We start from the raw sequence: 24,158 nt of genomic DNA, 5'->3' as shown, positions 1-24,158 counted from the left end.
ACGTCATACCACGCCGTCAAGCCCCCCGCCAGAAAGGATCTGACGCAGGGCTGCAACATGCGCTTCAAGGGTGGCGCGGCCCTGCCGCGTCAGGCTGGCCCAGGTCCGGCTGCGCCCGTCCTGCGCCGCCTTGCGCAGGCGGATCAGCCCGGCCTCCGCCAGCGCCGACAGATGTTTGGACGTGACCGAATCGCTGCACCCGGTGACATCCTTCAACCGCTGGAATTCGGCATCTTGCGCATGGCTGAGCAGTGCGACGATCTGCAACCGCGCCGGCGCCTGCAGCAGCGGCGAAAACCCGGTGGGCTCGGCGGTCATCGCAGGCGGATCAGAGACCGAGTTCACGCCGAAACACCTGCTGCCAGATCATGCTGCCGAAATAGCAGGCCGGGAACGTGATCGCGGCACAGACCACACTGATCCAGGGCATGTGCCATTCGAGCGCGGCCAGCGAGCTCAGGACATAGAGCCCGATCACCACCATCAACAACGGCATGACCACCAACCGGGTCCGCCCCCGGCGATAGCCGTTGACGAACACGCCCAGCCGCCGCCGGTCCGACCGCACGATCAGGATAATCCCGACAAACAGCGCCGCCAGAATCGCATAGCGCCCACCGACCGGAACCAGGGGTGAGCATACCAGCGCGGTTTCCAGCACCGCAAACGCGGCATGCCGCCACGGCGGGCACGTCGCGATGCGCGCAAGATCCTGTTCGGCAAGGGTCTTGGCGGCAAGCGCGGCGCGGGCTTCTTCGTAAGTCATCGACATGGCACGACTCCACTAACTTTCCACTATGGAAAGACAATGCGCGTGACTTTCCAAGTTGGCAAGTCAAAACTTTCCAAGATGGAAAGTCACGTCAGGGCCTCGGCCCAAGCCGCGTCCTTGAATCCCACCAGCAGCCCGCCCGGATATTCGACGATCGGCCGTTTGATCAGCGACGGCTGCGCCACCATCAGCGCCACCGCCCTGGCCACATCGAGCCCCGCCTTGTCGGCATCGGGCAGCTTGCGAAACGTCGTGCCCGCGCGGTTGAGCACCGTATCGAGCCCGGCGCGCTCCACCCAGCCCGACACTTGCGCGGCATCGGCCCCGGCCTTCTTGTAATCGTGAAAGGTATAGGCGATCCCGCGCCCGTCGAGCCAGACGCGCGCCTTTTTCACCGTGTCGCAATTGGGAATTCCATAAACCGTCACTGCCATGCCCTGCTCCTCAGCGGGAATCTTCCGTTGCGATCAGATGCGCCAGCCGGTGGCGAAAGCGCAAGGGGCCGGCGTCGGTGGCGATCGAGATGGGCGGTTGGGGGCAGGCGTCCATGCCGCGTTGTACTTCGTTCAGCACCGCCAGGTCTTCGGAAAACGCGGCGAGCACGGCGGCCGACATCGCTTCGGACAGCGCGGCATCGTCGGGGCGGACATTGCGCAACTGGAACCAGTAATAGCGGCTGCGGCCTTCGGTTTCGGGGGTGATGAAATTGTACGAATCCATCAGGAAGGCATCCTGGCCCCAATCACTGCGGGTATCATCGCCACCTTGTCCGGCGGGCACGAACACTGCCTTGATCACCGCCAGCGCGGGATAGCGCACTTCGTAATGCTGCAAGCGGTCCGCATGGCCGGTGAACGGCACCAGGTCGCGATAAAACGGGGTGACCGGTGCATCCAGAATCCAGCGCGACACGGTATAGCCCGAGGCCGCCTCACGGATGCGCATCGGCACCGCCTCGCACGACGATCCGCCAAAGCTGGTGGGGTGGACCCAGGCAACATGGCTGGGATCGAGCAGATTGTCGGTGATCAGCAGGTAATTGCAGTCATAGACCATTGCCGCGCCCCGGTTGTACCCCCAGGCGGGCGATCCCCATTCCGCGATCGTGATGATATTAGCGGGATCGGCCAGCGCGGCCTCGCCCATCCAGATCCACACCAGGCCATAGCGTTGCACCACGCGATAGGCGCGCAGATCGGCGCCCTTTGGCACCGCATGCTGGCACGGCACATGAACGCACGTGCCATCGGCGGCGAATTCCAGCCCGTGATAGCCGCAGACGATGCGGTCACCCGCCACGCGGCCCCTGGCCAGCGACAGCCGCCGATGCGAACAGAATGCCACCACCGCCGCCGGTTCGCCATTGTCCTGGCGCCACAGCACCACTGCCTCGCCCGTGATCATGCGCTCGATCGGGCCATCGGCCAGTTCGTCGGCCCAGGCGGCCACATACCAGGCGTTCTTGAGCATTGCGTTCCCCCGCTGTCGGTGCGGGGAACCTAGGCGCAATCGTCGGCGACGTCGATTGCGACAATCTCGACCGCATCGGGCTTGCCCGCAAAATCGAGGCGCTCGCCCGCTTCCGCGCCGATGATCGCGCGGCTGAGCGGCGCGGTGAACGCCACCAGACCGGCGGGCGGATCGGCCTCGTCATCGCCGACCAGCGTGATCGTGCGCAAGGCGCCGCCGATCCGCACCGTCACCGTGCACCCGAACGCCACCGCCTGCCCGTCGGGGCGCGGCATCAGTTCGGCGGTGGCCTGACGCGTGCTCCAATAGCGGTGGTCGCGGCGCGCGGCCTTGAGCGCGGCTTCGTCGGTCAGCGTGGGAATCAGGGCCTCGATCGCGGTCAGGCGCTGCGCGATCAGCACCAGTCCGCGCGGGGTGACGCGGTTGGGGCCGGGCGGGATCGGCAGTTCGAATTTGGGTTCAAGATGTTCGTCATCGCCTTCGCGGCGGAATGCAACGCTCATGTCAGGGGGCTGTCTGTCCGGAAGTGACGCGCGCGGGGTGGATCAGCGCCATCAGCCGCAGATCCACCCAGCGCCCGGCGATGAATTGCGCCGCCTGCTGCACGCCTTCGGTCACAAAGCCAAGCTTTTCATAGAGCGCGATCGCCGCAGCGTTGTCGCCATGCACCGCCAGGCTGAGCCGGGTCAGGTTGAGGTGATCGCGGCAGAACCGGATGGTCAGGTCCATCGCCTCGCGCCCCAGCCCCCGCCCGCGATCCTCGATCCGGCCGATCAGGATGCCCAGATTGGCGCTGCGGTGGATCGGCTCGATCGCGGTGATCTGTACATATCCGGCAATTTCGCTGCGCCCGATGCGGCGCACCGCCATGAAGATGCGGCGCGGGTCGCCCGTCGGATTGAGCCAGAATTCGCGTTCCCGGTCGAGATTCTTGGGCAGATAGGGTTCGTTGAGCCGCGCGATTTCCGGATCATCACCCCACACGAACAGGCGCGGCAAATCTTCGGGCAGGATGGGACCGATGGCGACGTGGCGTCCTGTCAGCATGGGCGGTCTCCGTTCGGCGTGGGGTCAGTCGCCCTGCCGGAAATGGTGCACCCGGTTGGGCGTACCGGCAAACAGGCTATAGCTTTCATAATAAACCCGGCGGCCCTTGTCCTGCATCGCGGCATGGTCTGCGACACGGCGCCAGGCACGCGCCGCCGCCTCGTCGACCCATTCCGAGATTGCCACGACTTCGCCATCGTCGGCGGCATAGCTCTTGAACGCCAGAAAGCCGGGCTGGCGTTGCGCCAGATCGTGCATCCGCGCGGCATCGGCATCATAAGCCGGACCGTCGATATCGGCGCGTTTGCGATTGCGGAACACCACCAGGTACATCGCCATGGTCATAGCCCGCGCCGGGCATGCCGCAACAGTGGACTTTTGATCCGGAATGGGGAATGGGCCAGTGCCATGAGCCGCAACACTTTTGGACACGTGTTCCGTTTCACCACCTGGGGTGAAAGCCATGGGCCCGCGCTTGGCGCGGTGGTCGATGGCTGTCCGCCGGGGCTGCCATTGGGTGAAGCGGATATTCAGCCCTTTCTCGATGCCCGCCGCCCGGGCCAGTCGCGCTTTACCACGCAGCGGCAGGAACCCGATGCGGTGCGCATCCTGTCGGGCGTGTTCGAAGGGCGCACCACCGGCACCCCGATCAGCCTGATGATCGAAAACGTCGATCAGCGCTCGAAAGACTATTCCGAGGTCGCGCGCGCCTATCGCCCCGGCCATGCCGACTATGCCTATGACGCCAAGTACGGCTTTCGCGACTATCGCGGTGGCGGGCGGTCATCCGCACGCGAAACCGCCGCGCGGGTAGCGGCGGGCGCGGTGGCGCGGCTGGTGATCCCCGAAGTGGCGATCCTGGGCTATGTCAGCGCGATCGGCGGCGATGCGATCGACCCGGCAAACTTCGATGCAGATGAAATCGCGCGCAACCCGTTCTTTTGCCCCGACCCTGTCGCCGCCGCCCGCTGGGAAGCGCTGGTCGATACCGCCCGCAAGGCCGGGTCCTCGCTGGGCGCGGTGGTCGAATGCGTGGCCACCGGGGTTCCAGCCGGCTGGGGCGCGCCGCTCTATGCCAAGCTCGATGCCGAACTGGCCCATGCGATGATGGGCATCAACGCGGTCAAGGGGGTCGAGATCGGCGATGGCTTTGCCGCCGCCGCCAACACCGGCGAAGGCAATGCCGATCCGATGCGGCCCGGCAATTTTGCTCCGGTGTTCACCGCCAACCACGCCGGCGGGATTGCCGGGGGGATTTCGACCGGGCAACCGGTGGTGGTGCGCGTGGCGTTCAAGCCGACATCATCGATCCTGACCGCGATGCCGACAATCACCCGCGATGGTCAGGCGACCGACTTGTTGACCAAAGGGCGCCACGACCCGTGCGTCGGCATTCGCGGCGTGCCGGTGGTCGAAGCGATGATGGCAACCGTGCTGGCCGATCAAAAGCTGTTGCATCGCGCGCAATGTGGTTGATCAACTGATCCGTTCAAAACGGTCGGGGGCATTGTAACGTGGCGAGACGGCTGACTCTCTTTATCCTGATCGGCATGTTTGCCGGTATCGCGCTGGGCGCGGCGCTGCACGCGGGCCTTGGCACGCAGGCCAAGACGCTGACCGATGTGGCGGGCTATCTCGATCTGTTGCCCGCGGTGTTTCTGCGGCTGATCAAGATGATCATCGCGCCGCTGGTGATGGCCACGCTGATCACCGGGATCGCCGCGATGGGCGACAGCAGCGCGCTGGGCCGGATCGGCGGCCGCGCGCTGGGCTGGTTCATCGCGTCGAGCCTGGTGTCGATCGGCATGGGCCTCGTGCTGGTCAATCTGTTCCAGCCGGGACACGGCTTGCAATTCACCGCGGTCAGCCAGGTCGGCGCGCTGTCGACCGCCGATTTCACGGTTCGCCACTTTATCCTCGAAATCGTGCCGACCAGCGTGATCGGCGCGATGGCCGAAAACAACGTGCTGCAGATCCTGGTGTTTTCGCTGTTTGCCGGGGTCGCGCTGTCGGCACTGGGCGACAAGGGCGCGCCGCTGTTGCGCGGGGCAGAGGCGCTGGTCGATCTGATGCTGGTGATGACCGGCTATGTGATGATGGCCGCGCCGCTGGCGGTGTTCGGTGCGCTGGCCTCGGTGATTGCCACGCGGGGCCTGGGGATCGTGATCACCTATGGCGAATTCGTCGCCGAATTCTACGGCGGGCTGGCGCTGTTCTGCGCGCTGCTGCTGGCACTGGCCTGGGCGTTCATGGGGCGGCGCGCCGGGCTGCTGCTACGCTATATCCGCGAACCGCTGTTGCTGGCCTATTCCACCGCCAGTTCGGAAAGCGCCCTGCCACGGCTGTTCGAGGCACTCGATCGCTATGGCGTTCCGCGCCGCATTTCGGGGTTTGTGCTGCCGCTGGGCTATTCGTTCAACCTTGGCGGTTCGATGATGTACACCAGCTTTGCCACGCTGTTCATCGCGCAGGCCTACAACATTCCGCTGTCGGCGGGGCAACAGGTGGCGATGTTGCTGACGCTGATGATCACGTCAAAGGGCATCGCCGGGGTGCCGCGCGCCAGCCTGGTGGTGATTTCGGCCACGCTGACGCAATTCGGCCTGCCGATCGAGGGGATTGCGCTGCTGCTGGGGGTCGATACGTTCCTCGACATGGGCCGCACGGTGACCAACGTGTTTGGCAACGCCATCGCCACGGTGCTGATCACCCATTGGGAAGGTATGCTGCAGCCGCCACACGATCCCGATGCCCCCCTTGCGCTGGCCCCGCACGACACGCCCGAACACGGGCGCAAGGGGCTGCATCTCGAATAGGGTGTCCCTGCGCCGAGGCTATTTCCCGACCAGTTCAACCGGCTGGAACATGCCCATCCCGCACGATCCGCGCGGGCCGCCACCGGGGCCGCCGAATTCCATCACGGTGATGATATCGGTGTTGCACAGCTCGCTCAGCGATGTTTCGTATTTGAACGCGCGATACGTGCCCAGGCTGTTGCAGCGTTGCGGCAGCGTGACGCGATACCATTGCGTGCCGCCGGTGTGGAAATCGATCGTCCAATCATCCTGCACCCGGCTTTCGCGGATGCTGGTGATCGGGATACAGCTTACGGCCTTGCCGGTTACGCGCACGGCGGGCACATTCTTGCCATGGCCATCGTCGCCGCCCGCCATCGGTGCGCAGCCAGCCAGCGCCAGCACGGCGCAGCCCAGGGTCAAAGCGATCCGCTTCATGTCTTCGTCTCCCTAGCGACTCGCGCCTTTTTCACCGGCGCGGGTTTTGCCCCCGCATCCAGGATCTTGGGCTTGAAACCGCAAAGGTCAACCACCCCGCAGTGCCAGCATTCGGGTTTGCGCGCCTTGCACACATAGCGTCCGTGCAGGATCAGCCAGTGATGCGCGCCCAGCCGGAACGGGCCGGGCACTTTCTTGTCCAGGCCCTGTTCCACCGCCTCGGGCGTCTTGCCCTTGGCCATGCCGGTGCGGTTGCACACGCGAAAGATATGCGTGTCGACGGCAAAGGTTTCCGCACCGAATGCGCAATTGAGCACCACATTGGCGGTCTTGCGCCCGACGCCAGGCAGCGCGGTCAGCGCGTCGCGATCGTTGGGCACTTCGCCGCCGTGATCGCGGATCAGCAGTTGCGACAGCGCGATCACATTCTTGGCCTTGGCGTTGAACAGCCCGATCGTCTTGATGTGCTCTTTCAGCCCGTCTTCGCCCAGCGCGACCATCTCGGCGGGCGTGTGCACAATCTCGAACAGCCGCCGGGTCGCCTTGTTGACCCCCACATCGGTCGCCTGCGCCGACAGCGTCACCGCCACCAGCAACTGATAGGTGTTGCCATAGGCCAGCTCGGTTTCGGGCGCCGGATTGGCCTCGGCCAGACGGCGGAAAAATTCGAAGATCGCCGCGCGATTCAAAGGTCCAGCACCTCTGGCATGGTATAGCGCCCAGGCGCGCGGCCCAGCAGCCAGTGCGCCGCGCGCACCGCACCGCGCGCGAAAATGCCCCGGTTTTCTGCCATGTGCGACAGGGTCAGACGCTCGTTGTCGGCCAGGAAATGCACCGCATGGTCCCCCGCCACGGTGCCCCCGCGCAAACTGGCAAAGCCGATCGCGCCGACCGGGCGCGCGCCGGTGATCCCGTCGCGCCCGCGCTCGGCCACCGCGTCGAGGTCTTCCCCGCGCCCGCGCGCCGCCGCCTGCCCCAGCAGGAGCGCGGTACCCGACGGCGCATCGACTTTCATGCGGTGGTGCGTTTCGACAATCTCGATATCCCAGTCGGGCCCCAGCCGCTGTGCCGCCTCGCGCACCAGATGCGCCATCAGCGTGACGCCAAGGCTGGTGTTGCCGGTTTGCAGCACCGGGATCGACACCGCCGCCGCATCGATCAGCCAGTGATGACGCTCTTCCAGCCCGGTCGTGCCCACCACCACCGGCACCCCTGCCGCAATCGCTGCCTCCAGATTGCCTTCCAGCGCGCCCGGCGCCGAAAAATCGACCAGCACCTCGCTCGCCCGTGCCAGCGCCGCGACATCGCCATCGCGGTCGATGCCCCCGGCATAGTCGTGCCCCGCGTCGGCAATCGCCGCCTGCAAGGCCTGCCCCATGCGCCCCGCGCTGCCGATAATGCCGATCCTGGCCATGGTATCCCCTGTTGCGCGATCGCGTCTTGTGCGCATCTAGCGAGTGGCGGGCAACCCGGCAATCGGCCCCATGGTCAACCGCGATCGGGCGCGCCATGATGCAAGCCATGACCAAGCCCCCTTCGATCGTTATCCTGACCGGCGCCGGCATTTCCGCCGAAAGCGGCATCGACACCTTTCGCGGCGGCGGCGGGCTGTGGGAACAGCACCGTGTCGAAGATGTCGCCACGCCCGAAGCCTTTGCCCGCGATCCCGATCTGGTGCTGCGGTTTTACGACATGCGCCGCGCCGCGATCCAGACCAAATTGCCCAATGCCGCGCACCAGGCGCTGGCACGGCTCGAACGCGAATGGCCGGGACGGGTCACCGTGGTCACCCAGAATGTCGATGATCTGCACGAACGCGGCGGGTCACAGGGCGTGATCCACATGCACGGCGAACATCTCAGCGCCTGGTGCACCGCCTGCGACACCCGCCATCGCTGGACCGGGCCCCTGCTCGACCGGCCGCCCTGCCCCACCTGCGGCGCACGCGCGCTGCGCCCGGATATCGTGTGGTTCGGCGAAATTCCCTATCGCATGGACGATATCCAGCGCGCGCTGGCCGATGCCGATCTGTTCGTGTCGATCGGCACGTCGGGTGCGGTCTATCCCGCCGCCGGATTTGTCCGTCTGGCGCGCGAATTGGGCGCGCGCACGCTCGAGCTCAATCTCGAACGGTCGCAAGGGTCGGCCTGGTTCGACGAATCGCGGCTGGGCCCGGCCAGCGCGGTGGTCACCGGCTGGGTCGAGGACTTGCTTACCTAACCCCGCAAGTGCCGCAATCCGGGTCCTTGGCAATCCGCATCGTGCGCAGGCCGGGGCTCAGCCCGTCGATCACGTGCAATTGCCCCCATTGCGGATCGCCCAGCGCGGCCACCCCCGCCGTTACGACGCGCAGCGCGTGCATCGCGGCAAAGGCCCCGACCAGGCCGACCATCGCGCCCAGCACGCCCAGATCGGCGCACGTATCGCAATCTTCGGCATCGAAGGCATCGCCGACGAAACAGCGGTAACACGCCGCATCGGGCAAATGTCCGGCGAAATTGGCGACCTGGCCCTGAAACCGGCCCAGCGCCGCGCTGGTCAGCGGCACGCCGAGGGCGACACAGGCATCGGCCACCGCCAGCCGCGTGGCAAAATTGTCGGTGCCGTCGAGCACGACATCGGCCCCCGCCAGCAATTGCGCCGCGTTGTCCGGCCCGATGCGCGCATGGTGCGCAACCACCGCCAGCGCGGGATCGAACCGCGCCACCCATTGCGCCGCCACCGCGACTTTGGGCTGGCCGATATCGGCAGGCGTGAACAGGGTCTGGCGTTGCAGGTTCGAGGCCTCGATGACGTCATCATCGATCAGCGTCAGCCGTCCGATCCCCGCGCCTGCCAGATACTGCAGGGCCGGATTGCCGATCCCGCCCATCCCCACCAGCACGACATGTGCGCGCGCCAGTGCGGTCTGCCCGGCCCCGCCAAGTTCGGGCAGGACAATATGGCGGGCGAAGCGATCGAGACGGTCGGGGGTCATGCCAGTCGAAATAGGGTGGATGGCGGATTTTGCGAGCAGTTTTGATGCCCCGGCAGACCCGGCGGAACGCAAGGGCAGTGGTCGTTGCCCGCCCGACGCACTACCTGATGCACGATGATCGCCGAATTTGCCTGGATTCGCCCCGAACCGGGCGGGCTCTATATCCGCCCCGCCGATGTGTGGGTCGATCCGACGCGCGCGGTGCCCCGGGCGCTGATCACCCACGGTCATGCCGATCATGCGCGCAGCGGGCATGGGGTGACCATGGCCACGGCGGCCACACTGGCGATCATGCGCGAACGCTATGGCAATATCGGTTTGGCCGAAACAATGGCCTATGGCGAACGAGTCGCGATCGGCGGCGGGGTCCATGCCACATGTCTGCCCGCCGGGCATGTGCTGGGCTCGGCGCAGATCCTGTTCGAATGCTGCGGCGAACGCGTGATCGTGACCGGCGATTTCAAGCGGCAGCCCGATCCAACGTGCGCGCCGTTCGAAATCGCGGCGTGCGATGTCCTGATCACCGAGGCGACGTTCGGTCTGCCGGTTTTTCGCCATCCGCCGATTGGCGCGCAAATCGCGCGGTTGCTTGCCGCGCGCGAGGCGGCGGCGGGCCGCGCCATCCTGGTGGGGGCCTATGCGCTGGGCAAGGCGCAGCGGGTGATCGCCGAATTGCGCGTGGCCGGCTATCACGATCCGATCTGGCTGCACGGCGCAATGGAGCGCATGTGCCGGCTATACGAGGCTCACGGGGTCGCGCTGGGCGATCTGCGCAGCATGGCCGGGGTGCCAAAGGCCGTGCTGGAAGGGGCAATCGTGCTCTGCCCGCCCTCTGCGCTGGCGGATCGCTGGTCGCGACGCCTGCCCGATCCGCTGACCGCGATGGCCAGCGGGTGGATGCGGGTGCGGCAACGGGCGCGTCAGCGCGGGGTCGAATTGCCGCTGATCATCTCGGACCATGCCGATTGGGACGAATTGACCGCGACGATCACAGAAATTGCTCCACGTGAAACATGGATCACGCATGGGCGCGAAGAGGCGCTGCTGCGCTGGTGCGAATTGCATCAGCGCAGCGCACGGGCGCTGTCGCTCGTCGGCTATGAAGAGGGCAGCGACGAGGACGAGCGTGCGTAGATCAGTTCAGGCTGGCCAGTTCGGTCTTGACTTTGTCGAGCTTGTCCGGGGTCAGCTTGTCGGGCGCGAAACCCGACAGCGCGGTCAGGCTCATCGACTTGAACTGGTCGAACTGCGGATGCGTGGTCAGGCCCGGCAGATTGGTGTCGAGCACGGTCTTGGCGCGCGGATCGGCCACCAGCGTCTCGATCGGGGTGTCGAGCGTGAATTTGGCCGCAGGCGCCACAGGCGCTGCCGGTGGCATTGGCGGATCGGCCAGGACCGGCTGAACACCGATCAGCATAAGCGAAACAGCAGCAACCAGCGCGGAGATCGATTTCATGGGCGGTGAATTCCTGTCGGTGGACGATGTGCGCGATAAAGCTAGCATGGTGGTGCGCGTCGGTAGAGCGCAAATCGACGAACCCTGCATCGCGACCCGATGACATGCAGCACTTTGCCGCCTTGCTCGACACGCTGTTGCTCACCCCTTCACGCAACGCCAAGCTGGCGGCGATCGTGCGCCACTTGCGCGAAAGCCCCGACCCCGATCGCGGCTGGACGCTGGCCGCGCTGACCGGGGGCATCGATTTCCCGGCGATCAAGGCGGGTGTGGTGCGCACGCTGATGGCGCAGCGGGTCGATCCGGTGCTGTGGAGCCTGTCGCGCGATTTTGTCGGCGACACGGCGGAAACCGCCAGCCTGCTGTGGCCCGAACCGGCGCAGCGTCCCGGCCCCCCGCCCGCCTTGCCCGAAGTGGTAACCGCGCTGGCATCGGCCACGCGGGCCAGCGCGGCGACCGTGCTGGCGGAACTGCTTGACCGGCTCGATGCCGATGGCCGGTTTGCGCTGATCAAGTTTGCCACCGGCGCCTTGCGTATCGGGGTTTCGGCACGGCTGGCCAAGCTGGCCTTTGCCGACGCGTTCGCGGTTTCGGTCGATCTGGTCGAGGAATACTGGCACGGCCAGACGCCGCCTTATGCCGCGCTGTTTGCCTGGGCCGCCGAAGGCGCTCCGGCCCCGGCCTCGGACCGGGTTCCGCTGTTCCGCCCGTTCATGCTGGCGCATCCGCTGGAAGCCGACAGCCTCGACCTCGCCGATTATGCCGCCGAATGGAAATGGGACGGCATCCGCGTGCAACTGGTGCATGTCGCGGGCCAGACCCGGCTCTATTCGCGCGGGGGCGAGGATATTTCTGCCGCCTTTCCCGAACTGGTCGGCGCGCTCGACCGCGCGGCGGTGATCGATGGCGAATTGCTGGTGCGCGGCGAGTCCACCGGGATCGGCATTGCGGGCGGCGGCGCGGCCAGTTTCAACGCCTTGCAACAAAGGCTGGGGCGCAAGACGGTCAGCGCCAAAATGCTGGCGCAAGCGCCCGCCTTCGTGCGCGCCTATGACCTGTTGTTTGCCGATGGCGAGGATTTGCGCCCGCTGCCCTGGCACCAGCGGCGCGCGCGGCTGGAGACGCTGATCCCCACGCTCGATCCCGCACGGTTCGATCTGTCGCCGCTGATCGCGGCCGACAGTTGGGATGCGCTGGTGGATTTGCGTGCGGGTGCGCGCGATGCCGCGATCGAGGGGATCATGCTCAAACATCGCCAGTCGGCCTATCTGGCGGGGCGGCGCGCAGGGCTGTGGTACAAATGGAAACGCGATGCGCTGCGCATCGATTGCGTGCTGATCTATGCGCAGCGCGGATCGGGCAAGCGGTCGAGCTTCTATTCCGATTTCACCTTCGGGTGCTGGCACGGCGATCCCGAGGCGGGCGGCGAACTGGTGCCGGTGGGCAAAGCCTATTTCGGGTTCACCGATGCCGAACTGAAATGGCTCGACCGCCATGTGCGCCAGCACACGGTGGCACGCTTCGGCCCGGTGCGCGAAACCGACAAGTCGCTGGTGTGCGAAATCGCGTTCGATTCGGTCCATGCCAGCAAACGGCACAAATCAGGGGTTGCCATGCGCTTTCCCCGTATCGCGCGCATCCGCACCGACAAGCCCGCACACGAAGCCGACCGCCTGGAAACGCTGATGGCGATGATTGCGGATTGATCCCGATCAAATGGCGCGCGGCGCTGGCGCTCTATGGTTCGGGCCCGACCCCCGCCCGATTCAGGACCATCCGCCTTGACCACCGCCGAACCCGGCCTTTCGCCCTTTGACCGCATCGGCGGGTTGACCGCACTGCGCCGGATCACCGACCGGTTTTACGACCTGATGGAGCAAGACCCTGCCTATGCGGCGTTGCGCGCGATGCATGCGCCCGATCTGGCGCCGATGCGCGAGTCGTTGCCGCTGTTTCTGGCGGGTTGGTCGGGGGGCCCGCGCGACTGGTGGGATGCCAACCCCGGCAAATGCATGATGTCGATGCACGCCCCGTTTGCGATCACCGGGCAAACCGCACGGCAATGGGCCGATGCGATGCGCCGCGCGATCGCCGATGCCGCGCCCGCCGATGCCGAGATTGCCACGGCAATGTCCGACGTGCTGCAACGCATGGCACTGGGAATGGCTAAATCGGAATCCTGATCAGCTTTTCGCGCGAAGTTGCGCCACGCAACATCTCGACGCGGCTGACCGCCACACCCAGCGCCTGGGCCAGCAGTGCCAGCACCGCCGTGGTCGCCTTGCCGTCCTCGGGTTTGGCGCGCACTTTGACGAGCACGCGGCCATCGCTGATCGACACCGCCTCTTCGCGCGCGCCGGGGGTTACCCGCACGGCCAGGCGACCCTCGCCATCGGCCAGCGCACGGATCGCCGCCGCCGTGGGCAGATCAATCTGCGGTCGCGCCATTGGCCTGCGCATGCGCGCGCGCATTGGCCACGTAATGCGCCACGCCCAATTGCATATCGGCCAGCGCGGCCTCGGTCAGATCGCGCATGAACGTCGCCGGGCGACCGCTCCACAATTGCCGCGCGCCGATCCGCTTGCCCGGCGTCAACAGCGCGCCTGCGGCCAGCATGCCGTCGCTTTCGATCACGCAGCCATTCATCACCGTGGCCGACAGCCCGACAAAGCCGCGATCGTGGATCGTGCACCCGTGCAACATGACCATGTGCCCCACCAGCACGTCATCGCCGATCAGCGTGGGAAACCCGTCGGGGTGGCGCGGATCGGGGCTGTCGCAATGGATCACCGTGCCGTCCTGGATATTGCTGCGCGCGCCGATCACCACGCGGTTGACGTCGGCCCGGATCACGCAATTGTACCATACCGAGGCCTCGGCACCGATTTCGACATCGCCGATGATGCGGCATCCCGGCGCGATGAACGCGCTGGGATGAATGCGCGGTGCCTTGCCGCCAAATGGCACGACGGTGACGTCGGGCCGGATCACGCGCCCATCACCCGCGCGGCGTGGAGCGCATGGTATGTCAGCACGCCCGAACAGCCCGCGCGCTTAAACGCGACCAGCGTTTCGAGCACCATCTTGTCGCGATCGGCCGCACCCGCCGCCACCGCCGCCTCGATCATCGCGTATTCGCCGCTGACCTGATAGGCGAACACCGGCACGCCGAACGCCGCCTTTACCCGATAGGCGATATCCAGATAGGGCAGCCCAGGCTTGACCATCACGCTGTCGGCGCCTTCGGCCAGATCGAGTTCAACCTCGCGCAGCGCCTCTTCGGCATTGGCCGGGTCCATCTGATAGGTTTTCTTGTCGCCCTTGAGCAGCCCGTTGCTGCCCACTGCGTCGCGGAACGGGCCATAGAAGGCAGAGGCATATTTGGCGGCATAGGCCATGATCTGCACATTGATATGGCCCGCGTCTTCCAGCGCCGCGCGGATCGCGGCGACGCGCCCGTCCATCATGTCGGACGGGGCGATGATGTCGGCCCCGGCGGCGGCCTGGTTCAGGCTCTGCCCGACCAGCACTTCGACGGTTTCGTCATTGACGACATAGCCTTCGCCATCGATCAGGCCGTCCTGTCCGTGGCTGGTATAAGGATCGAGCGCGACATCGGTCAGCACGCCGATCGCATCGCCACAGGCGTCCTTGATCGCGCGAATCGCCCGGCACATCAGATTGTCGGGATTGAGCGCCTCGCCCCCGTCGGGGCTGCGCCGTTCGGGCTGGGTGTTGGGAAACAGCGCCAGCGCGGGAATGCCCGCCGCCACCGCCAGCCTGGCCTGATCGACAATGCGATCGACCGACCAGCGCGATACGCCGGGCAGCGATGCCACCGGCACCTCCAGATCGTGGCCCTCGGTCACGAACAGCGGCCAGATCAGATCGGCCGGGGTCACTTCGACTTCGCGGTGGAGCGCGCGGCTCCAGGCCGAAGTGCGGGTACGGCGCAGGCGCACGTGGGGATAGCTGGTCATGGCCGAAGTCTTATCGGTCAACCCGGCCAAGGGAAACGGGTTTTTCTCTAGCCTCCACGCCGGGGCAGCGCCAGCAACTGCGTCATGCGCGCGCGGAATGCGGCCACTTCGTGCGGATCGACCTGCACATGGTGCGGGACAAAGCGGATCGACAGCGGATCGACTGGCTGACCGCCACGGAACAGCTCGTAATGAAGGTGCGGCCCGGTCGCCAGTCCGGTGGCGCCGACATAGCCGATCACTTGCCCGCGCGCGACATGCGTGCCCACGCCGACCGCGAACCGGCTCATATGGCCATAGCCCGTCTCGATCCCGCCGCCATGCACCAGCCGCACATAGTTGCCATGCCCGCCGTGCCATCCGGCATAGGACACCACCCCGTCGGTAACCGCATAGATCGGCGAACCCCAGGCGGCGGCAATGTCGATCCCCGCGTGCAGCCGGACATAGCCCAGGATCGGATGGCGGCGCATCCCGAAGTATGAGGTGATATTGCCCGCCACCGGCGCGGCAAGCAGGCTGTTGCCCTGGTCAGCCTGCCCCGCCAGCGCCTCCGGCGTGTAGAAATTGCCGTCATTGCCCCAGCGCATGACTTGCAGCAGCGGCTTTCCGTCGCGCACGATCCCGGCATAGAGCAGTTCGCCATCCTGTCCGACATTGCCGGCCGAACCGTCGAGCGCCTGCTTGTGTGCCACCACCAGTTCGAACCGGTCGGTCGGTGCAATCTCTTCAAAGGGCAGATATTGATCAATTGCCTGGAGATAGGCCTGCACGGTGTCCGGCTCTGCCCCCGCGCCGCGCGCCGCGCGATAGAGACTGCTGCCAACCGCGCCGACTAGATGCAACGGGGTCGCATCGACCGGAATTGGCTGCCTGGTCAGCGTCAGGCCGCTGCCGCTGCGCGTGATCGTGACATTCAGGTCATAGGCCGGACGATAGGACAACGCGGCCAGCGGGCGTGGTTCGCCAACCGCGGCGCGTGGCCCCAGCGTCACGGCAAAGCGTGTGCCCGCAGCCGGCGCGCCCAGCGGGGCGGCGATCGCCTTTACCGCGTCGGCGTCGCGCGCGGCCAGCCCGAGGCGTTGCAACATATGCCCCAGATCGTCGTTTTCGCCCAACACCGCCGTCAGCGCGATCGTCGCGCGTTCGGGCACCGAATCGATCCGGGCAACCAGATCCGAGGCGGCGAAATGCCGACCGGTGGCGCCGCCCGCCGCCAGGGGACGAATCGCCTGAGCACGCAATTCGGCAATCTCGCCATCGCCCGGCAGCGAAGCCGCCTCGAACGGCGCCAGCGTCGGCCAGCACAGCAGCGCGGGCGCGATATAGGCGCCCAGCAAGGCGAGCCCGGCAAACCAGCGCCGCGACGCAAAATCCTGCCGCAGATCGATCGTCGGCGTGCGCCCGGCCAGCCGCGCCTCGACCCGGCGGCACCAGCCGTCCCAGCGTTTCGCCAGCGGATGGTGGCCATCGCGCAGGCCCTTGGTCGGCACCACCGGTTCGGGTTCCGCACGTGGCAGCGCCATGCGTCGCAAGCCCGGTTGACCGGGGCGGGCGCGGCCAAAGCTGCGCCCTTCTACAGCCAGCGAATCCGGGCCGACAAAGGCCATGCGTGGTGTCTTTCCATCCTGCGGCACATGCATCGCGATCCCTGCACGAGCAGGGTTAACGCCCGGTAAAGGGGTGGCCGGATGCGCCACAGCCATGATAGGCGTGTCGCCTTGATCGGGGGGTGTGCGATGAGTGGATCGGAAATGGCGGGCGATCTGGTCGATGCGGCGCTTGTCGCGCATGCGGTCGAGCCGCATCGCGGAGCAGCACCAGCCGACGATGGCCATAGCCACGAAACCGCCTGCCTTAATTGTGGAACCGCGCTGACCGGGCCGTTCTGCAGCCAATGCGGGCAGGCTGCGCATGTTCATCGTACGCTCGGCGCATTCTTTCACGACCTGCTGCACGGCGTGTTCCATTTCGAAGGGCGCGTCTGGCACACGCTGCCTATGCTGGTGTTGCGTCCGGGCCAGTTGACCCGGCGCTATATCGACGGGCAGCGCGCGCGGTTTGTGTCGCCGCTGGCGCTGTTCCTGTTTTGCGTGTTCGTGATGTTTGCAGTGATCCAGCAGACCGACAGCCGCAACGCCGTCAGCGTCGATACGCCCGACGGCCACACCTTGCACGGCCTGCCCGCGGTGACGGCCCGGCTGAACCAGCTCGACGCCGAGCGCCGCGCCGAAGTCGCGCGGCACGACGATACCGATGATACCGACACCGAAATCGCCGCTCTGCGCAAGACCGAAGCGCTGATGAAAGGCAATGGCGGGCACGACACGGGCCTGCCGCAGACCACCACGGGGTTGTCATTCCTCGACGCGATGATCGACAAGGTGCGGGACAACCCCGAGCTGGTCATCTACAAAGTGCAAATGCACGCCTACAAATACAGTTGGCTGCTGATCCCGATCTCGGTGCCGTTCGTGTGGCTGCTGTTCCCGTTCGACCGCCGTTTCCCGATGTACGACCACACCGTGTTCGTGACGTATTCGCTAAGTTTCATGACCCTGTTGAGCGTGGTCGCGGTCATCGCTGAAACGATCGGCTGGGGCGAAGGATTGCTGGCGCTGGTGCCGCCATGGCACATGTACCGCCAGTTGCGCGGTACCTATGGCTGTACACGCGGCGGCGCCATCGTGCGCACGATCGGGTTGCTGATGTTTGCCGGGATCGCGCTGGCGATCTTTGCCTCGGTCATTGTAGCGCAAAGCACTGATTAATCGAATCCGCCAGACCTGACCGTCTTCGATCCTCCCCAGGATGGGGAGGGGGACCAGCGAAGCTGGTGGAGGGGTCTCACGGCTGGGTAACACCTTGAGAACACGCGGAATCATGCCCGGTGGCCTGGTGCGTCTTCGCTACGCGGCGCAATCCGGTGGGGCCCCTCCACCACCCTTCGGGCGGTCCCCCTCCCCGTGCCGGGGAGGATTTTCTTGATCGGAGGGTTCTCAGCAATCGAGCACGAACGGTCCGGCGGCACGCGATTCCAGGGCTTCGTGTGCGGCGGCGGCGTGCGCCAGGGGAAAGCGCCCGCCCAGCGTCACCGGCAATTGCCCGGCAGCCAGCGCGGCAAACAGGCTGGCCGAGGCGGACAACAGCTTTTCGCGCGGCTGGATATAGGGCCACAGGAACGGGCGCGAGACTTTGGCCGATTTCGCCCCCAGCCGCGACAGGTCGAACGGCGGGATCGGGCCCGAGGCCTGGCCATAATGCACCAGATGGCCCTTGACCGCGAGCGCGGCGAGCGAGCCTTCGAAGGTGTCCTTGCCAACCGCGTCAAACGCCACATCGACGCCGCGCCCATCGGTCAGTTCCAGCACGGCGGCGGCCACATCGGTATCGCGATAGGCGATCACATGATCGCACCCGGCGGCACGGGCAATGGCGGCCTTTTCGGGCGAACCGGCGGTGCCGATCACGGTTGCGCCGCGCAACTTTGCCATGCGCGCAACCAGTTGCCCCACACCGCCACCGGCGGCCTGGGCCAGCACCACGCTGCCGGCGTGGACCGGCTCGACATCATCGACCAGCGCCTGCGCGGTCAGGCCTTTCAGGAACCATGCCGTGGCAACGCCATCGTCGATCCCGTCGGGCACCGGCACCGCCAGCACCGCGTCGAGCACGCGCAACCGGGCATAGCCGCCATAGTTGCGCGCAATATAGGCCACCCGGTCGCCCACCGCGAACCCGGTGACGCCTTCACCCAGCGCCTCGATCCGGCCAACCGCTTCCAGCCCCGGAATTCCCGGCAGCGGCAGCGTCTGATAGGCGCCCGAGCGGACATAGACATCGTGAAAATTGACCGAGGCCGCGCTCTGCCGGATCAGCAGTTGCCCCGGCCCCGGTGGTTCGACCGCGATCGGTTCGAGCACGAGCGCTTCGGGCCCGCCCGGCACGCGCAGGACGATCGCTTCGCTGGCAAAGCTCATCGCGTTTACGCTCCGAGCGGACGCGGGGCGCCTGCGTTGACGTCGATCCCGACAAACCGGCGGCCCGCGCGGGGCACCGAAACGGTCTGCGGCATCGGCGGACGGCCATCGCTGGTCGGCGCATCGGGCCGGTCAAGCTTGCCCTCGTCGATCAGCTTGCGGATTTCCTCGCCGGTCAGCGTTTCGTACTCGAGCATCGCTTCGGCCAGCAGGTGCAGCTTGTCCTGCTGTTCCTTCAGGATGGTCTGCGCACGGGCATGGGCATCATCGACCAGTTTGCGGATTTCGCTGTCGATCACCTTGGCGGTTTCGTCCGACATCATCGTGCGCTGCGACGTGCCCATGCCCAGATAGCCGTCCTGGCTTTCTTCATAGAGCAACGGCCCCAGCTTTTCCGACATGCCCCAGCGCATGACCATGTTGCGCGCCAGGCTGGTGGCGTACTGGATATCCGACGAGGCACCCGACGACACTTTGTCGTGGCCAAAGATCAGTTCTTCGGCAACGCGGCCGCCCATGCTGACCGACAGGTTGGCCAGCATCTTGTCGCGATGATACGAATAGCTGTCGCGTTCGGGCAAGCGCATGACCATGCCGAGCGCGCGACCGCGCGGGATGATCGTGGCCTTGTGGATCGGGTCGCTGGCCGGTTCGTTGACCGAAACGATCGCATGGCCCGCCTCGTGATAGGCGGTCATCTTCTTTTCGTCATCGGTCATGACCATCGAGCGCCGTTCCGCGCCCATCATCACTTTGTCCTTGGCGTCCTCAAATTCCTGCATCGCGACCAGACGCTTGTTGCGTCGCGCGGCCAGCAGTGCCGCCTCGTTGACCAGGTTGGCCAGATCGGCACCCGAAAAACCGGGCGTGCCGCGCGCAATCACGCGCGGGTTGACGTCGGGTGCCAGCGGCACTTTCTTCATGTGCACGCCCAGGATCTTTTCGCGGCCTTCGATATCGGGGATCGGCACGACCACCTGCCGGTCGAACCGGCCCGGACGCAGCAGCGCCGGATCGAGCACGTCGGGGCGGTTGGTCGCGGCGATGATGATGATGCCTTCGTTGGCTTCAAACCCGTCCATTTCGACCAGCAACTGGTTGAGCGTCTGTTCGCGTTCGTCGTTCGAATTGCCCAGGCCATGGCCGCGATGACGGCCGACCGCGTCGATTTCATCGATGAACACGATGCACGGGGCATTCTTCTTGGCCTGTTCGAACATGTCGCGCACGCGGCTGGCGCCGACGCCGACGAACATTTCGACAAAGTCCGAACCCGAAATGGTGAAGAACGGCACGCCTGCTTCGCCCGCGATCGCGCGCGCCAGCAGCGTCTTGCCGGTGCCGGGGCTGCCGACCAGCAGCGCGCCCTTGGGAATCTGTCCGCCCAGTTTTGAAAAGCGGCTGGGATCGCGCAGGAATTCGACGATTTCCTGCAGTTCCTCGCGCGCTTCATCGATCCCGGCAACATCATCAAACGTCACCCGGCCTGACCGTTCGGTCAGAAGCTTGGCCTTCGACTTGCCAAAACCCATTGCGCCCGAACCGCCGCCCTTCTGCATCTGGCGCAGCGCAAAGAACACCATGCCCAGGATCAGCAGGAACGGCAGCGAATTGGCGAGGATGTAGAGCAGCATGTTGGGCTCTTCGGTCGCCTTGCCGGCATACTGCACATTCTTGTCCTGCAGCAGCTTGGGCAATTCGGTGTCGCCGGGGATCGGCACGGTCTGGAATTGCTGGTCGTTTTTCAGCGTGCCGGTGATGCGATCGGCGCCAATCTGCACCTCGCGCACGGTACCCGCCGCGACATCGGCGCGGAAATCCGAATAGCGGATCATCGTGCCGGTCGAGTCGGTGCGCGCGCTGAACATCGACACCACCAACAGCAGCACCAGGAAAATCCCGCCGTACACCATCAGGTTCTTGATCCAGGGATTTCCCTGCGGCTGATCGTCGTTCATCGCGTGTCGCTTTCCGTCGGGCGGATTCGCCCGTTTCCAGTGTGCCAATGTAGGTCGGCGCAAGTGAATGGCAATATAACCATACGTGCGAAATTATCCGCCACTGTGGTCGAATTGCTCGATTACCGTGTCTTGTGTGCCGGTGCAGCCGCAAATTGCCAAGTCGCGCCCCGTCCATCGCCCCGCACACCGGCCAGAGTCGCGATCTCGCCGGCGGCGAGTCGGTCGTGCCAGCGCGCCAGATCGCGTCCGCGCGGGACCGTCCCGCCCAGCCGCGCGATCACCCGTTCGAGCACCCGCAGCGCCAGCGCGCGCGGCAGATCGGGCGCGAAATCGATGACCGGCCCCACCATATCCGCGCAGACGCGGTCCGCCGCCCAGTCGAGCGCCGCATCCGCCTGCGCAAGATGCCCGGCGCTGGCGGCAAATCCGGCAGGGTCGAGCCAAGGCGCAGTGGCCAGTCCCTGGCGTACCCGCACGCGTTCGTGGCGCGGATCGCGGTTCGACAGATCATCGACCGCTGCGATCCGCGCCTCGGCCACCACCGCCAGCAACGCAGCGCGGCGCAGGCCGAGCAGCGGGCGCAACAGCGGCAGTGTATCGCCCGGCACCACCGCGCGCGGGCGCATCCCGGCCAATCCGCGCAGCCCCGCACCCCGGTTCAGCCGCATCACCACGGTTTCCGCCTGATCGTCGGCATGGTGTGCGGTAACCAGCGCGGCCAGATCATGCGCCCGGCACCATGCCGCCAGCGCGCGATAGCGTTCCGCACGGGCGCGTTCCTGCACGGCCGTGCCCGGCGCCATGGCCAGCGTCAAAGTGGCATGGGCAAGGCCGCGTGCCGCGCACAGGCGCGCCACATGGGCCGCCTCGTCCGCGCTTTGTGCACGCAATCCGTGATCGACAGTGGCCACTGCCAGGCGATCGGGGCCCAGCGTGTCATGCGCCAGCAGCAGCAGCGCCAGACTGTCGGGCCCGCCCGATACCGCCAGTCCGACCCGGTCGGGGCCCGGACACAGCCGTTCCCATGCGTCCGCAAACGCGGCGCGTGCGGTCAATGGCAGGTCACCATCTTGCTCAGCGCGTCGAACTGGCCCTTCAACCGGCCATCGAGTTCGGTCGGATACGTCTGCCGGAATTCGTCGATCACCACACAGGCGCGCTTGGGTTCCTTGAGCCGGGTCATCGCCACGCCCAGAAACAGCAGGCTGTCGGCGGCACGATCGCCCGCCTTGTCGGCCAGATAGTTCTGCTGGAACCATTGCGCCGCCGCGCCCGGCTTGTTGTCGTCGAGATAGGCGCGCCCGAGCAGGTTGCGGGCAAAACTGATCCGTTTGTGCTTTGGATATTGCTGGACGAAATCGAGCAGCACCGCTTCGGCTTCGGGCAGGAACTTGGCCTCCCACAGGCGATAGCCATAGGTATAGGCATCTTCGCCCTTGTCGTCGCTCGATGGCCGCTGGATCGCCGCGACGGCGGCGGCGTGATCGGCCGCTTCGGGTGCCGACGGAGTGGCATCGGGCAATCTGGCGGGCGCCTTGCCCTGGCCTTTGGCCGGTTTGACCGGCGGCGGGGGCAGGGTGGTATCGGGGGCGGGCACGGGCGCAGGCGGAGGGGCCGCAGCCGCCGCAGCGGCGGCCTGTGCGGTTTCGATCGCACCGACCCGGCTGTCGAGCTGGCTCAGACGGTTCTGGTTGTCTTCGCTGGTTGCGGTCAGCGCCTTCAATTGCGATTCGACCGCATCCATCCGCGCCAGCAGATCGCCCAGCGCGGGGCCGTTGCTGGCAGGCGGGGGGGGCGGCGCCGCATCATCGCCCGTGGTGATCTGCGGGGCAAACGTCCTGCCTGCGCCATCGGGGAACACCTTGCGCTGCAGGGCGCGCAATTCGCCTTCGATCCGGCGCAGGCGCGCCTCGGTGGTTTCGGGCGCGGGGCTGTCGGCGTGGGCCACTGCCGGTGCCACAGCGGGCACCGCGATGGCCGCAATCAGCACGGGCGACAGACATCGGGCAAGCAGGCGCGCGCCACCGCGAACGGTCAGGGCGCGCATCGGCAGGGTGCTGGTCATGGGTACTCCCGCAGGATCAAGAAACTGAAGCGTGCCGCCCTGCACCAGGATTGCCGCAGTGTCACCCCGATGTCGAGCGCGCGTTGCCGGTTCATATTGGCCAGGCCTTGCTGGCCTGGTTTTATTGCGCAGCGCTTGCCGGGGTGGCCTCGGCTGATGGCGAGGCGCCACCGACAGGCGGCAGGTCGATCGCTTGCACAGCATCGCTGTCGGTTTCGTGAACGGGGCTGTGCCGGGCCTTGTGATGCACCGGCCCGGTCGTCGGGACGCCATTGAACGGTGTCACCGATGGTATCGACGATGACGTCAGGGGGGGCGTCGCCGCCGCAGGCTGTGCCCGCGCCAGCAGCGCCTGCGCCGTCACCGGCACGTCGCGCACGATGCCGCGATGATCAGACAACGGCGCCGCGGGTTGTCCGCCAATGGTTATCGTCAGCGCGTCGGGACGCCCGGTCCACAGTTTTGGCTCGAAGGCGTCGGCGGGCACGGTATAGCTTTCACCCAGCGCAAGCTGCTTTTGCATCAGTTGCTGGCCATGGCCGTCATAGAACTTGACCCAGATGCGGTCCTCGCGCGCGGTAAACACCACCGGCCCTGCCGCTGCGGGCGGCGGCGTCGGCCTGGCCGCAGCGGGTGCAGCCGCCGGCGAAGGCGTGGGGTCAGGCTGGATCAGCGAGGGCAGATCGGTCGACGGCGCATAATAGCTGCGCCAGAACACCCCGCCTGCCACCAGTACGGCGACGAACAGGCCCAGCGCCAGCCAGGTCAACAGGCGCGACGGCGTCTTGGCCGGATCATCGACATCGAACTGGTGCACCACGCGCGGCGCCGGCCGGGGCGCCGCACTGTCGAGTTCGCTGCGCACCAGCGCGGCCAGATCGGCTTCGTCGAGACCCAGCGCACGCGCATAGTTGCGCACAAAACCCAACACATAAGGTCGCCCTGGCAAAGCGGCGAGATCGCCCCGGTCGAGCGCTTCGACATGGCGCAGCGTGATCCGCGTGCGCGCGGCAATGTCGGCGGTGGTCAGCCCTTGCATTTCGCGCGCGGCACGCAGGCGCGCGCTGGCAGTCGCTGGCTTGATCGTGGCCAGCGGCGCGTCATGCCTGTCGTCGTGATCGCCGTTCTGAGCCACGGCGTCGCGCGCGTTTTCCATTATGTTTGTGCAACCCTTGATCCTGTGGGAATCCCTTAGCAAGGGTTGGTTGCAATTGTG

At 66.3% G+C, this 24,158-nt stretch carries 28 protein-coding genes; 7 read left to right on the top strand and 21 right to left on the bottom strand.

Going from position 1 to position 24,158, the window contains the following annotated elements:
* Nucleotides 1-3 precede the first annotated feature (3 nt).
* The 7 genes from AQZ49_RS13380 to AQZ49_RS13350 all read right to left on the bottom strand — a co-directional run bounded on the left by AQZ49_RS13380 (nucleotide 4) and on the right by AQZ49_RS13350 (nucleotide 3,628).
* A complete protein-coding gene (locus AQZ49_RS13380) occupies nucleotides 4-345 on the bottom strand; it encodes a transcriptional regulator (RefSeq protein ID WP_231739226.1) in 342 nt (113 codons plus the stop codon).
* Nucleotides 329-772: a hypothetical protein gene (locus tag AQZ49_RS13375; RefSeq protein ID WP_067616440.1), complete on the bottom strand. Its 444-nt coding sequence runs from the start codon at nucleotides 770-772 to the stop codon at nucleotides 329-331. The genes AQZ49_RS13380 and AQZ49_RS13375 overlap by 17 nt, the downstream gene beginning before the upstream one ends.
* A gap of 86 nt (nucleotides 773-858) precedes the next feature.
* Nucleotides 859-1,206 carry an arsenate reductase gene (locus tag AQZ49_RS13370; protein WP_067616438.1) on the bottom strand — a complete coding sequence of 116 codons (348 nt, stop codon included), beginning with the start codon at nucleotides 1,204-1,206 and terminating at the stop codon, nucleotides 859-861.
* 10 nt (nucleotides 1,207-1,216) lie between these two features.
* Entirely contained in the window at nucleotides 1,217-2,242 is a 1,026-nt protein-coding gene (locus tag AQZ49_RS13365; RefSeq protein ID WP_067616436.1) for an aromatic ring-hydroxylating dioxygenase subunit alpha, read from the bottom strand.
* Nucleotides 2,243-2,271: 29 nt separating this feature from the next.
* Nucleotides 2,272-2,745: a GreA/GreB family elongation factor gene (locus AQZ49_RS13360; protein WP_067616434.1), complete on the bottom strand. Its 474-nt coding sequence runs from the start codon at nucleotides 2,743-2,745 to the stop codon at nucleotides 2,272-2,274.
* Nucleotide 2,746: 1 nt separating this feature from the next.
* Nucleotides 2,747-3,289, bottom strand: coding sequence for a GNAT family N-acetyltransferase (locus AQZ49_RS13355; RefSeq protein WP_067616432.1), 543 nt, complete (start codon nucleotides 3,287-3,289; stop codon nucleotides 2,747-2,749).
* A gap of 24 nt (nucleotides 3,290-3,313) precedes the next feature.
* The gene (locus tag AQZ49_RS13350) at nucleotides 3,314-3,628 is read right to left on the bottom strand and encodes an antibiotic biosynthesis monooxygenase family protein (RefSeq protein WP_369819130.1); all 315 of its coding nucleotides are present in this window, start codon (nucleotides 3,626-3,628) and stop codon (nucleotides 3,314-3,316) included.
* A 69-nt stretch (nucleotides 3,629-3,697) separates the two neighbouring features.
* Here AQZ49_RS13350 and aroC point away from each other — a divergent pair, with 69 nt between their 5' ends.
* Both aroC and AQZ49_RS13340 read left to right on the top strand, forming a co-directional pair.
* Nucleotides 3,698-4,765, top strand: coding sequence for a chorismate synthase (gene aroC, locus AQZ49_RS13345; protein ID WP_067616430.1), 1,068 nt, complete (start codon nucleotides 3,698-3,700; stop codon nucleotides 4,763-4,765).
* Nucleotides 4,766-4,803: 38 nt separating this feature from the next.
* Nucleotides 4,804-6,105, top strand: coding sequence for a dicarboxylate/amino acid:cation symporter (locus tag AQZ49_RS13340; protein WP_082701768.1), 1,302 nt, complete (start codon nucleotides 4,804-4,806; stop codon nucleotides 6,103-6,105).
* Between the two features lie 18 nt (nucleotides 6,106-6,123).
* Here the strand turns inward: AQZ49_RS13340 and AQZ49_RS13335 are convergent, their stop codons facing one another.
* Genes AQZ49_RS13335 through dapB form a run of 3 tightly spaced genes read right to left on the bottom strand, consistent with a single transcriptional unit; the run spans nucleotide 6,124 to nucleotide 7,936 of the window.
* Nucleotides 6,124-6,522 carry a hypothetical protein gene (locus AQZ49_RS13335; protein WP_067616426.1) on the bottom strand — a complete coding sequence of 133 codons (399 nt, stop codon included), beginning with the start codon at nucleotides 6,520-6,522 and terminating at the stop codon, nucleotides 6,124-6,126.
* Nucleotides 6,519-7,211 carry an endonuclease III gene (gene nth / locus AQZ49_RS13330; RefSeq protein ID WP_067616424.1) on the bottom strand — a complete coding sequence of 231 codons (693 nt, stop codon included), beginning with the start codon at nucleotides 7,209-7,211 and terminating at the stop codon, nucleotides 6,519-6,521. The genes AQZ49_RS13335 and nth overlap by 4 nt, the downstream gene beginning before the upstream one ends.
* Nucleotides 7,208-7,936: a 4-hydroxy-tetrahydrodipicolinate reductase gene (gene dapB, locus AQZ49_RS13325; protein WP_067616422.1), complete on the bottom strand. Its 729-nt coding sequence runs from the start codon at nucleotides 7,934-7,936 to the stop codon at nucleotides 7,208-7,210. Before dapB ends, nth begins: the two co-directional genes overlap by 4 nt.
* A 107-nt stretch (nucleotides 7,937-8,043) precedes the next feature.
* Between dapB and AQZ49_RS13320 the strand changes: the two genes are divergently transcribed.
* On the top strand, nucleotides 8,044-8,742 hold the full coding sequence (locus tag AQZ49_RS13320) for an NAD-dependent deacylase (protein WP_067616420.1): 699 nt from the start codon (nucleotides 8,044-8,046) through the stop codon (nucleotides 8,740-8,742).
* Here the strand turns inward: AQZ49_RS13320 and AQZ49_RS13315 are convergent.
* Nucleotides 8,735-9,499, bottom strand: coding sequence for a HesA/MoeB/ThiF family protein (locus tag AQZ49_RS13315; RefSeq protein ID WP_067616418.1), 765 nt, complete (start codon nucleotides 9,497-9,499; stop codon nucleotides 8,735-8,737). The genes AQZ49_RS13320 and AQZ49_RS13315 overlap by 8 nt on opposite strands.
* Nucleotides 9,500-9,613: 114 nt before the next feature.
* Here AQZ49_RS13315 and AQZ49_RS13310 point away from each other — a divergent pair, with 114 nt between their 5' ends.
* Nucleotides 9,614-10,633, top strand: a complete 1,020-nt coding sequence (locus AQZ49_RS13310) for a ligase-associated DNA damage response exonuclease (RefSeq protein WP_067616416.1) — start codon at nucleotides 9,614-9,616, stop codon at nucleotides 10,631-10,633.
* Nucleotide 10,634: 1 nt separating this feature from the next.
* Here the strand turns inward: AQZ49_RS13310 and AQZ49_RS13305 are convergent, their stop codons facing one another.
* Nucleotides 10,635-10,955 (bottom strand): hypothetical protein, encoded by a 321-nt coding sequence (locus AQZ49_RS13305; protein ID WP_067616414.1) that lies wholly within the window; start codon nucleotides 10,953-10,955, stop codon nucleotides 10,635-10,637.
* 104 nt (nucleotides 10,956-11,059) lie between these two features.
* Here AQZ49_RS13305 and AQZ49_RS13300 point away from each other — a divergent pair, with 104 nt between their 5' ends.
* Both AQZ49_RS13300 and AQZ49_RS13295 read left to right on the top strand, forming a co-directional pair.
* Complete coding sequence (locus tag AQZ49_RS13300; protein WP_067616412.1) at nucleotides 11,060-12,661, top strand: cisplatin damage response ATP-dependent DNA ligase; 1,602 nt, start codon at nucleotides 11,060-11,062, stop codon at nucleotides 12,659-12,661.
* Nucleotides 12,662-12,694: 33 nt separating this feature from the next.
* Nucleotides 12,695-13,138 (top strand): globin domain-containing protein, encoded by a 444-nt coding sequence (locus tag AQZ49_RS13295; protein WP_067616409.1) that lies wholly within the window; start codon nucleotides 12,695-12,697, stop codon nucleotides 13,136-13,138.
* On the opposite strand, the gene AQZ49_RS13290 is transcribed toward AQZ49_RS13295, so the two are convergent.
* The 4 genes from AQZ49_RS13290 to AQZ49_RS13275 are packed head-to-tail and all read right to left on the bottom strand — an operon-like array spanning nucleotide 13,122 to nucleotide 16,546.
* Nucleotides 13,122-13,403: a DUF167 domain-containing protein gene (locus AQZ49_RS13290; protein WP_067616407.1), complete on the bottom strand. Its 282-nt coding sequence runs from the start codon at nucleotides 13,401-13,403 to the stop codon at nucleotides 13,122-13,124. The two genes, AQZ49_RS13295 and AQZ49_RS13290, sit on opposite strands and share 17 nt — an antisense overlap.
* Complete coding sequence (locus tag AQZ49_RS13285; RefSeq protein ID WP_067616664.1) at nucleotides 13,384-13,944, bottom strand: gamma carbonic anhydrase family protein; 561 nt, start codon at nucleotides 13,942-13,944, stop codon at nucleotides 13,384-13,386. Before AQZ49_RS13285 ends, AQZ49_RS13290 begins: the two co-directional genes overlap by 20 nt.
* The gene (gene hemB, locus AQZ49_RS13280; RefSeq protein ID WP_067616405.1) at nucleotides 13,944-14,936 is read right to left on the bottom strand and encodes a porphobilinogen synthase; all 993 of its coding nucleotides are present in this window, start codon (nucleotides 14,934-14,936) and stop codon (nucleotides 13,944-13,946) included. Before hemB ends, AQZ49_RS13285 begins: the two co-directional genes overlap by 1 nt.
* A gap of 47 nt (nucleotides 14,937-14,983) precedes the next feature.
* Nucleotides 14,984-16,546 carry a M23 family metallopeptidase gene (locus AQZ49_RS13275; RefSeq protein WP_082701783.1) on the bottom strand — a complete coding sequence of 521 codons (1,563 nt, stop codon included), beginning with the start codon at nucleotides 16,544-16,546 and terminating at the stop codon, nucleotides 14,984-14,986.
* A gap of 129 nt (nucleotides 16,547-16,675) precedes the next feature.
* On the opposite strand from AQZ49_RS13275, the gene AQZ49_RS13270 reads away from it, so the two are divergent.
* Nucleotides 16,676-17,707, top strand: coding sequence for a DUF3667 domain-containing protein (locus tag AQZ49_RS13270; protein ID WP_067616401.1), 1,032 nt, complete (start codon nucleotides 16,676-16,678; stop codon nucleotides 17,705-17,707).
* A gap of 228 nt (nucleotides 17,708-17,935) precedes the next feature.
* Here AQZ49_RS13270 and AQZ49_RS13265 read toward each other — a convergent pair whose 3' ends face one another.
* The 5 genes from AQZ49_RS13265 to AQZ49_RS13245 all read right to left on the bottom strand — a co-directional run bounded on the left by AQZ49_RS13265 (nucleotide 17,936) and on the right by AQZ49_RS13245 (nucleotide 24,098).
* Nucleotides 17,936-18,916: a quinone oxidoreductase family protein gene (locus AQZ49_RS13265; RefSeq protein WP_067616399.1), complete on the bottom strand. Its 981-nt coding sequence runs from the start codon at nucleotides 18,914-18,916 to the stop codon at nucleotides 17,936-17,938.
* A 5-nt stretch (nucleotides 18,917-18,921) separates the two neighbouring features.
* Nucleotides 18,922-20,874 (bottom strand): ATP-dependent zinc metalloprotease FtsH, encoded by a 1,953-nt coding sequence (gene ftsH, locus AQZ49_RS13260; protein ID WP_067616398.1) that lies wholly within the window; start codon nucleotides 20,872-20,874, stop codon nucleotides 18,922-18,924.
* A 122-nt stretch (nucleotides 20,875-20,996) separates the two neighbouring features.
* The gene (gene tilS, locus AQZ49_RS13255; RefSeq protein WP_231739224.1) at nucleotides 20,997-21,932 is read right to left on the bottom strand and encodes a tRNA lysidine(34) synthetase TilS; all 936 of its coding nucleotides are present in this window, start codon (nucleotides 21,930-21,932) and stop codon (nucleotides 20,997-20,999) included.
* Nucleotides 21,929-22,942, bottom strand: coding sequence for a tetratricopeptide repeat protein (locus AQZ49_RS13250; protein WP_231739223.1), 1,014 nt, complete (start codon nucleotides 22,940-22,942; stop codon nucleotides 21,929-21,931). The genes tilS and AQZ49_RS13250 overlap by 4 nt, the downstream gene beginning before the upstream one ends.
* A 121-nt stretch (nucleotides 22,943-23,063) precedes the next feature.
* A complete protein-coding gene (locus AQZ49_RS13245) occupies nucleotides 23,064-24,098 on the bottom strand; it encodes a helix-turn-helix domain-containing protein (RefSeq protein WP_067616395.1) in 1,035 nt (344 codons plus the stop codon).
* Between the last annotated feature and the right edge of the window lie 60 nt (nucleotides 24,099-24,158).

It is taken from the genome of Novosphingobium sp. FSW06-99 (genome assembly GCF_001519065.1).
Taxonomy (GTDB): domain Bacteria; phylum Pseudomonadota; class Alphaproteobacteria; order Sphingomonadales; family Sphingomonadaceae; genus Novosphingobium.
This window is presented reverse-complemented; position numbering and strand designations above follow the sequence as displayed.

What these genes read in the sequence shown, in the direction of transcription:
- AQZ49_RS13375 (WP_067616440.1), bottom strand. Translation starts at nt 772, where the DNA reads ATGTCGATGACTTACGAAGAAGCCCGCGCCGCGCTTGCCGCCAAGACC.
- AQZ49_RS13370 (WP_067616438.1), bottom strand. Translation starts at nt 1,206, where the DNA reads ATGGCAGTGACGGTTTATGGAATTCCCAATTGCGACACGGTGAAAAAG.
- AQZ49_RS13365 (WP_067616436.1), bottom strand. Translation starts at nt 2,242, where the DNA reads ATGCTCAAGAACGCCTGGTATGTGGCCGCCTGGGCCGACGAACTGGCC.
- AQZ49_RS13360 (WP_067616434.1), bottom strand. Translation starts at nt 2,745, where the DNA reads ATGAGCGTTGCATTCCGCCGCGAAGGCGATGACGAACATCTTGAACCC.
- AQZ49_RS13355 (WP_067616432.1), bottom strand. Translation starts at nt 3,289, where the DNA reads ATGCTGACAGGACGCCACGTCGCCATCGGTCCCATCCTGCCCGAAGAT.
- AQZ49_RS13350 (WP_369819130.1), bottom strand. Translation starts at nt 3,628, where the DNA reads ATGGCGATGTACCTGGTGGTGTTCCGCAATCGCAAACGCGCCGATATC.
- aroC (WP_067616430.1), top strand. Translation starts at nt 3,698, where the DNA reads ATGAGCCGCAACACTTTTGGACACGTGTTCCGTTTCACCACCTGGGGT.
- AQZ49_RS13335 (WP_067616426.1), bottom strand. Translation starts at nt 6,522, where the DNA reads ATGAAGCGGATCGCTTTGACCCTGGGCTGCGCCGTGCTGGCGCTGGCT.
- dapB (WP_067616422.1), bottom strand. Translation starts at nt 7,936, where the DNA reads ATGGCCAGGATCGGCATTATCGGCAGCGCGGGGCGCATGGGGCAGGCC.
- AQZ49_RS13320 (WP_067616420.1), top strand. Translation starts at nt 8,044, where the DNA reads ATGACCAAGCCCCCTTCGATCGTTATCCTGACCGGCGCCGGCATTTCC.
- AQZ49_RS13315 (WP_067616418.1), bottom strand. Translation starts at nt 9,499, where the DNA reads ATGACCCCCGACCGTCTCGATCGCTTCGCCCGCCATATTGTCCTGCCC.
- AQZ49_RS13310 (WP_067616416.1), top strand. Translation starts at nt 9,614, where the DNA reads ATGATCGCCGAATTTGCCTGGATTCGCCCCGAACCGGGCGGGCTCTAT.
- AQZ49_RS13305 (WP_067616414.1), bottom strand. Translation starts at nt 10,955, where the DNA reads ATGAAATCGATCTCCGCGCTGGTTGCTGCTGTTTCGCTTATGCTGATC.
- AQZ49_RS13300 (WP_067616412.1), top strand. Translation starts at nt 11,060, where the DNA reads ATGCAGCACTTTGCCGCCTTGCTCGACACGCTGTTGCTCACCCCTTCA.
- AQZ49_RS13295 (WP_067616409.1), top strand. Translation starts at nt 12,695, where the DNA reads ATGGTTCGGGCCCGACCCCCGCCCGATTCAGGACCATCCGCCTTGACC.
- AQZ49_RS13290 (WP_067616407.1), bottom strand. Translation starts at nt 13,403, where the DNA reads ATGGCGCGACCGCAGATTGATCTGCCCACGGCGGCGGCGATCCGTGCG.
- hemB (WP_067616405.1), bottom strand. Translation starts at nt 14,936, where the DNA reads ATGACCAGCTATCCCCACGTGCGCCTGCGCCGTACCCGCACTTCGGCC.
- AQZ49_RS13275 (WP_082701783.1), bottom strand. Translation starts at nt 16,546, where the DNA reads ATGGCCTTTGTCGGCCCGGATTCGCTGGCTGTAGAAGGGCGCAGCTTT.
- AQZ49_RS13270 (WP_067616401.1), top strand. Translation starts at nt 16,676, where the DNA reads ATGAGTGGATCGGAAATGGCGGGCGATCTGGTCGATGCGGCGCTTGTC.
- AQZ49_RS13265 (WP_067616399.1), bottom strand. Translation starts at nt 18,916, where the DNA reads ATGAGCTTTGCCAGCGAAGCGATCGTCCTGCGCGTGCCGGGCGGGCCC.
- ftsH (WP_067616398.1), bottom strand. Translation starts at nt 20,874, where the DNA reads ATGAACGACGATCAGCCGCAGGGAAATCCCTGGATCAAGAACCTGATG.
- AQZ49_RS13250 (WP_231739223.1), bottom strand. Translation starts at nt 22,942, where the DNA reads ATGACCAGCACCCTGCCGATGCGCGCCCTGACCGTTCGCGGTGGCGCG.
- AQZ49_RS13245 (WP_067616395.1), bottom strand. Translation starts at nt 24,098, where the DNA reads ATGGAAAACGCGCGCGACGCCGTGGCTCAGAACGGCGATCACGACGAC.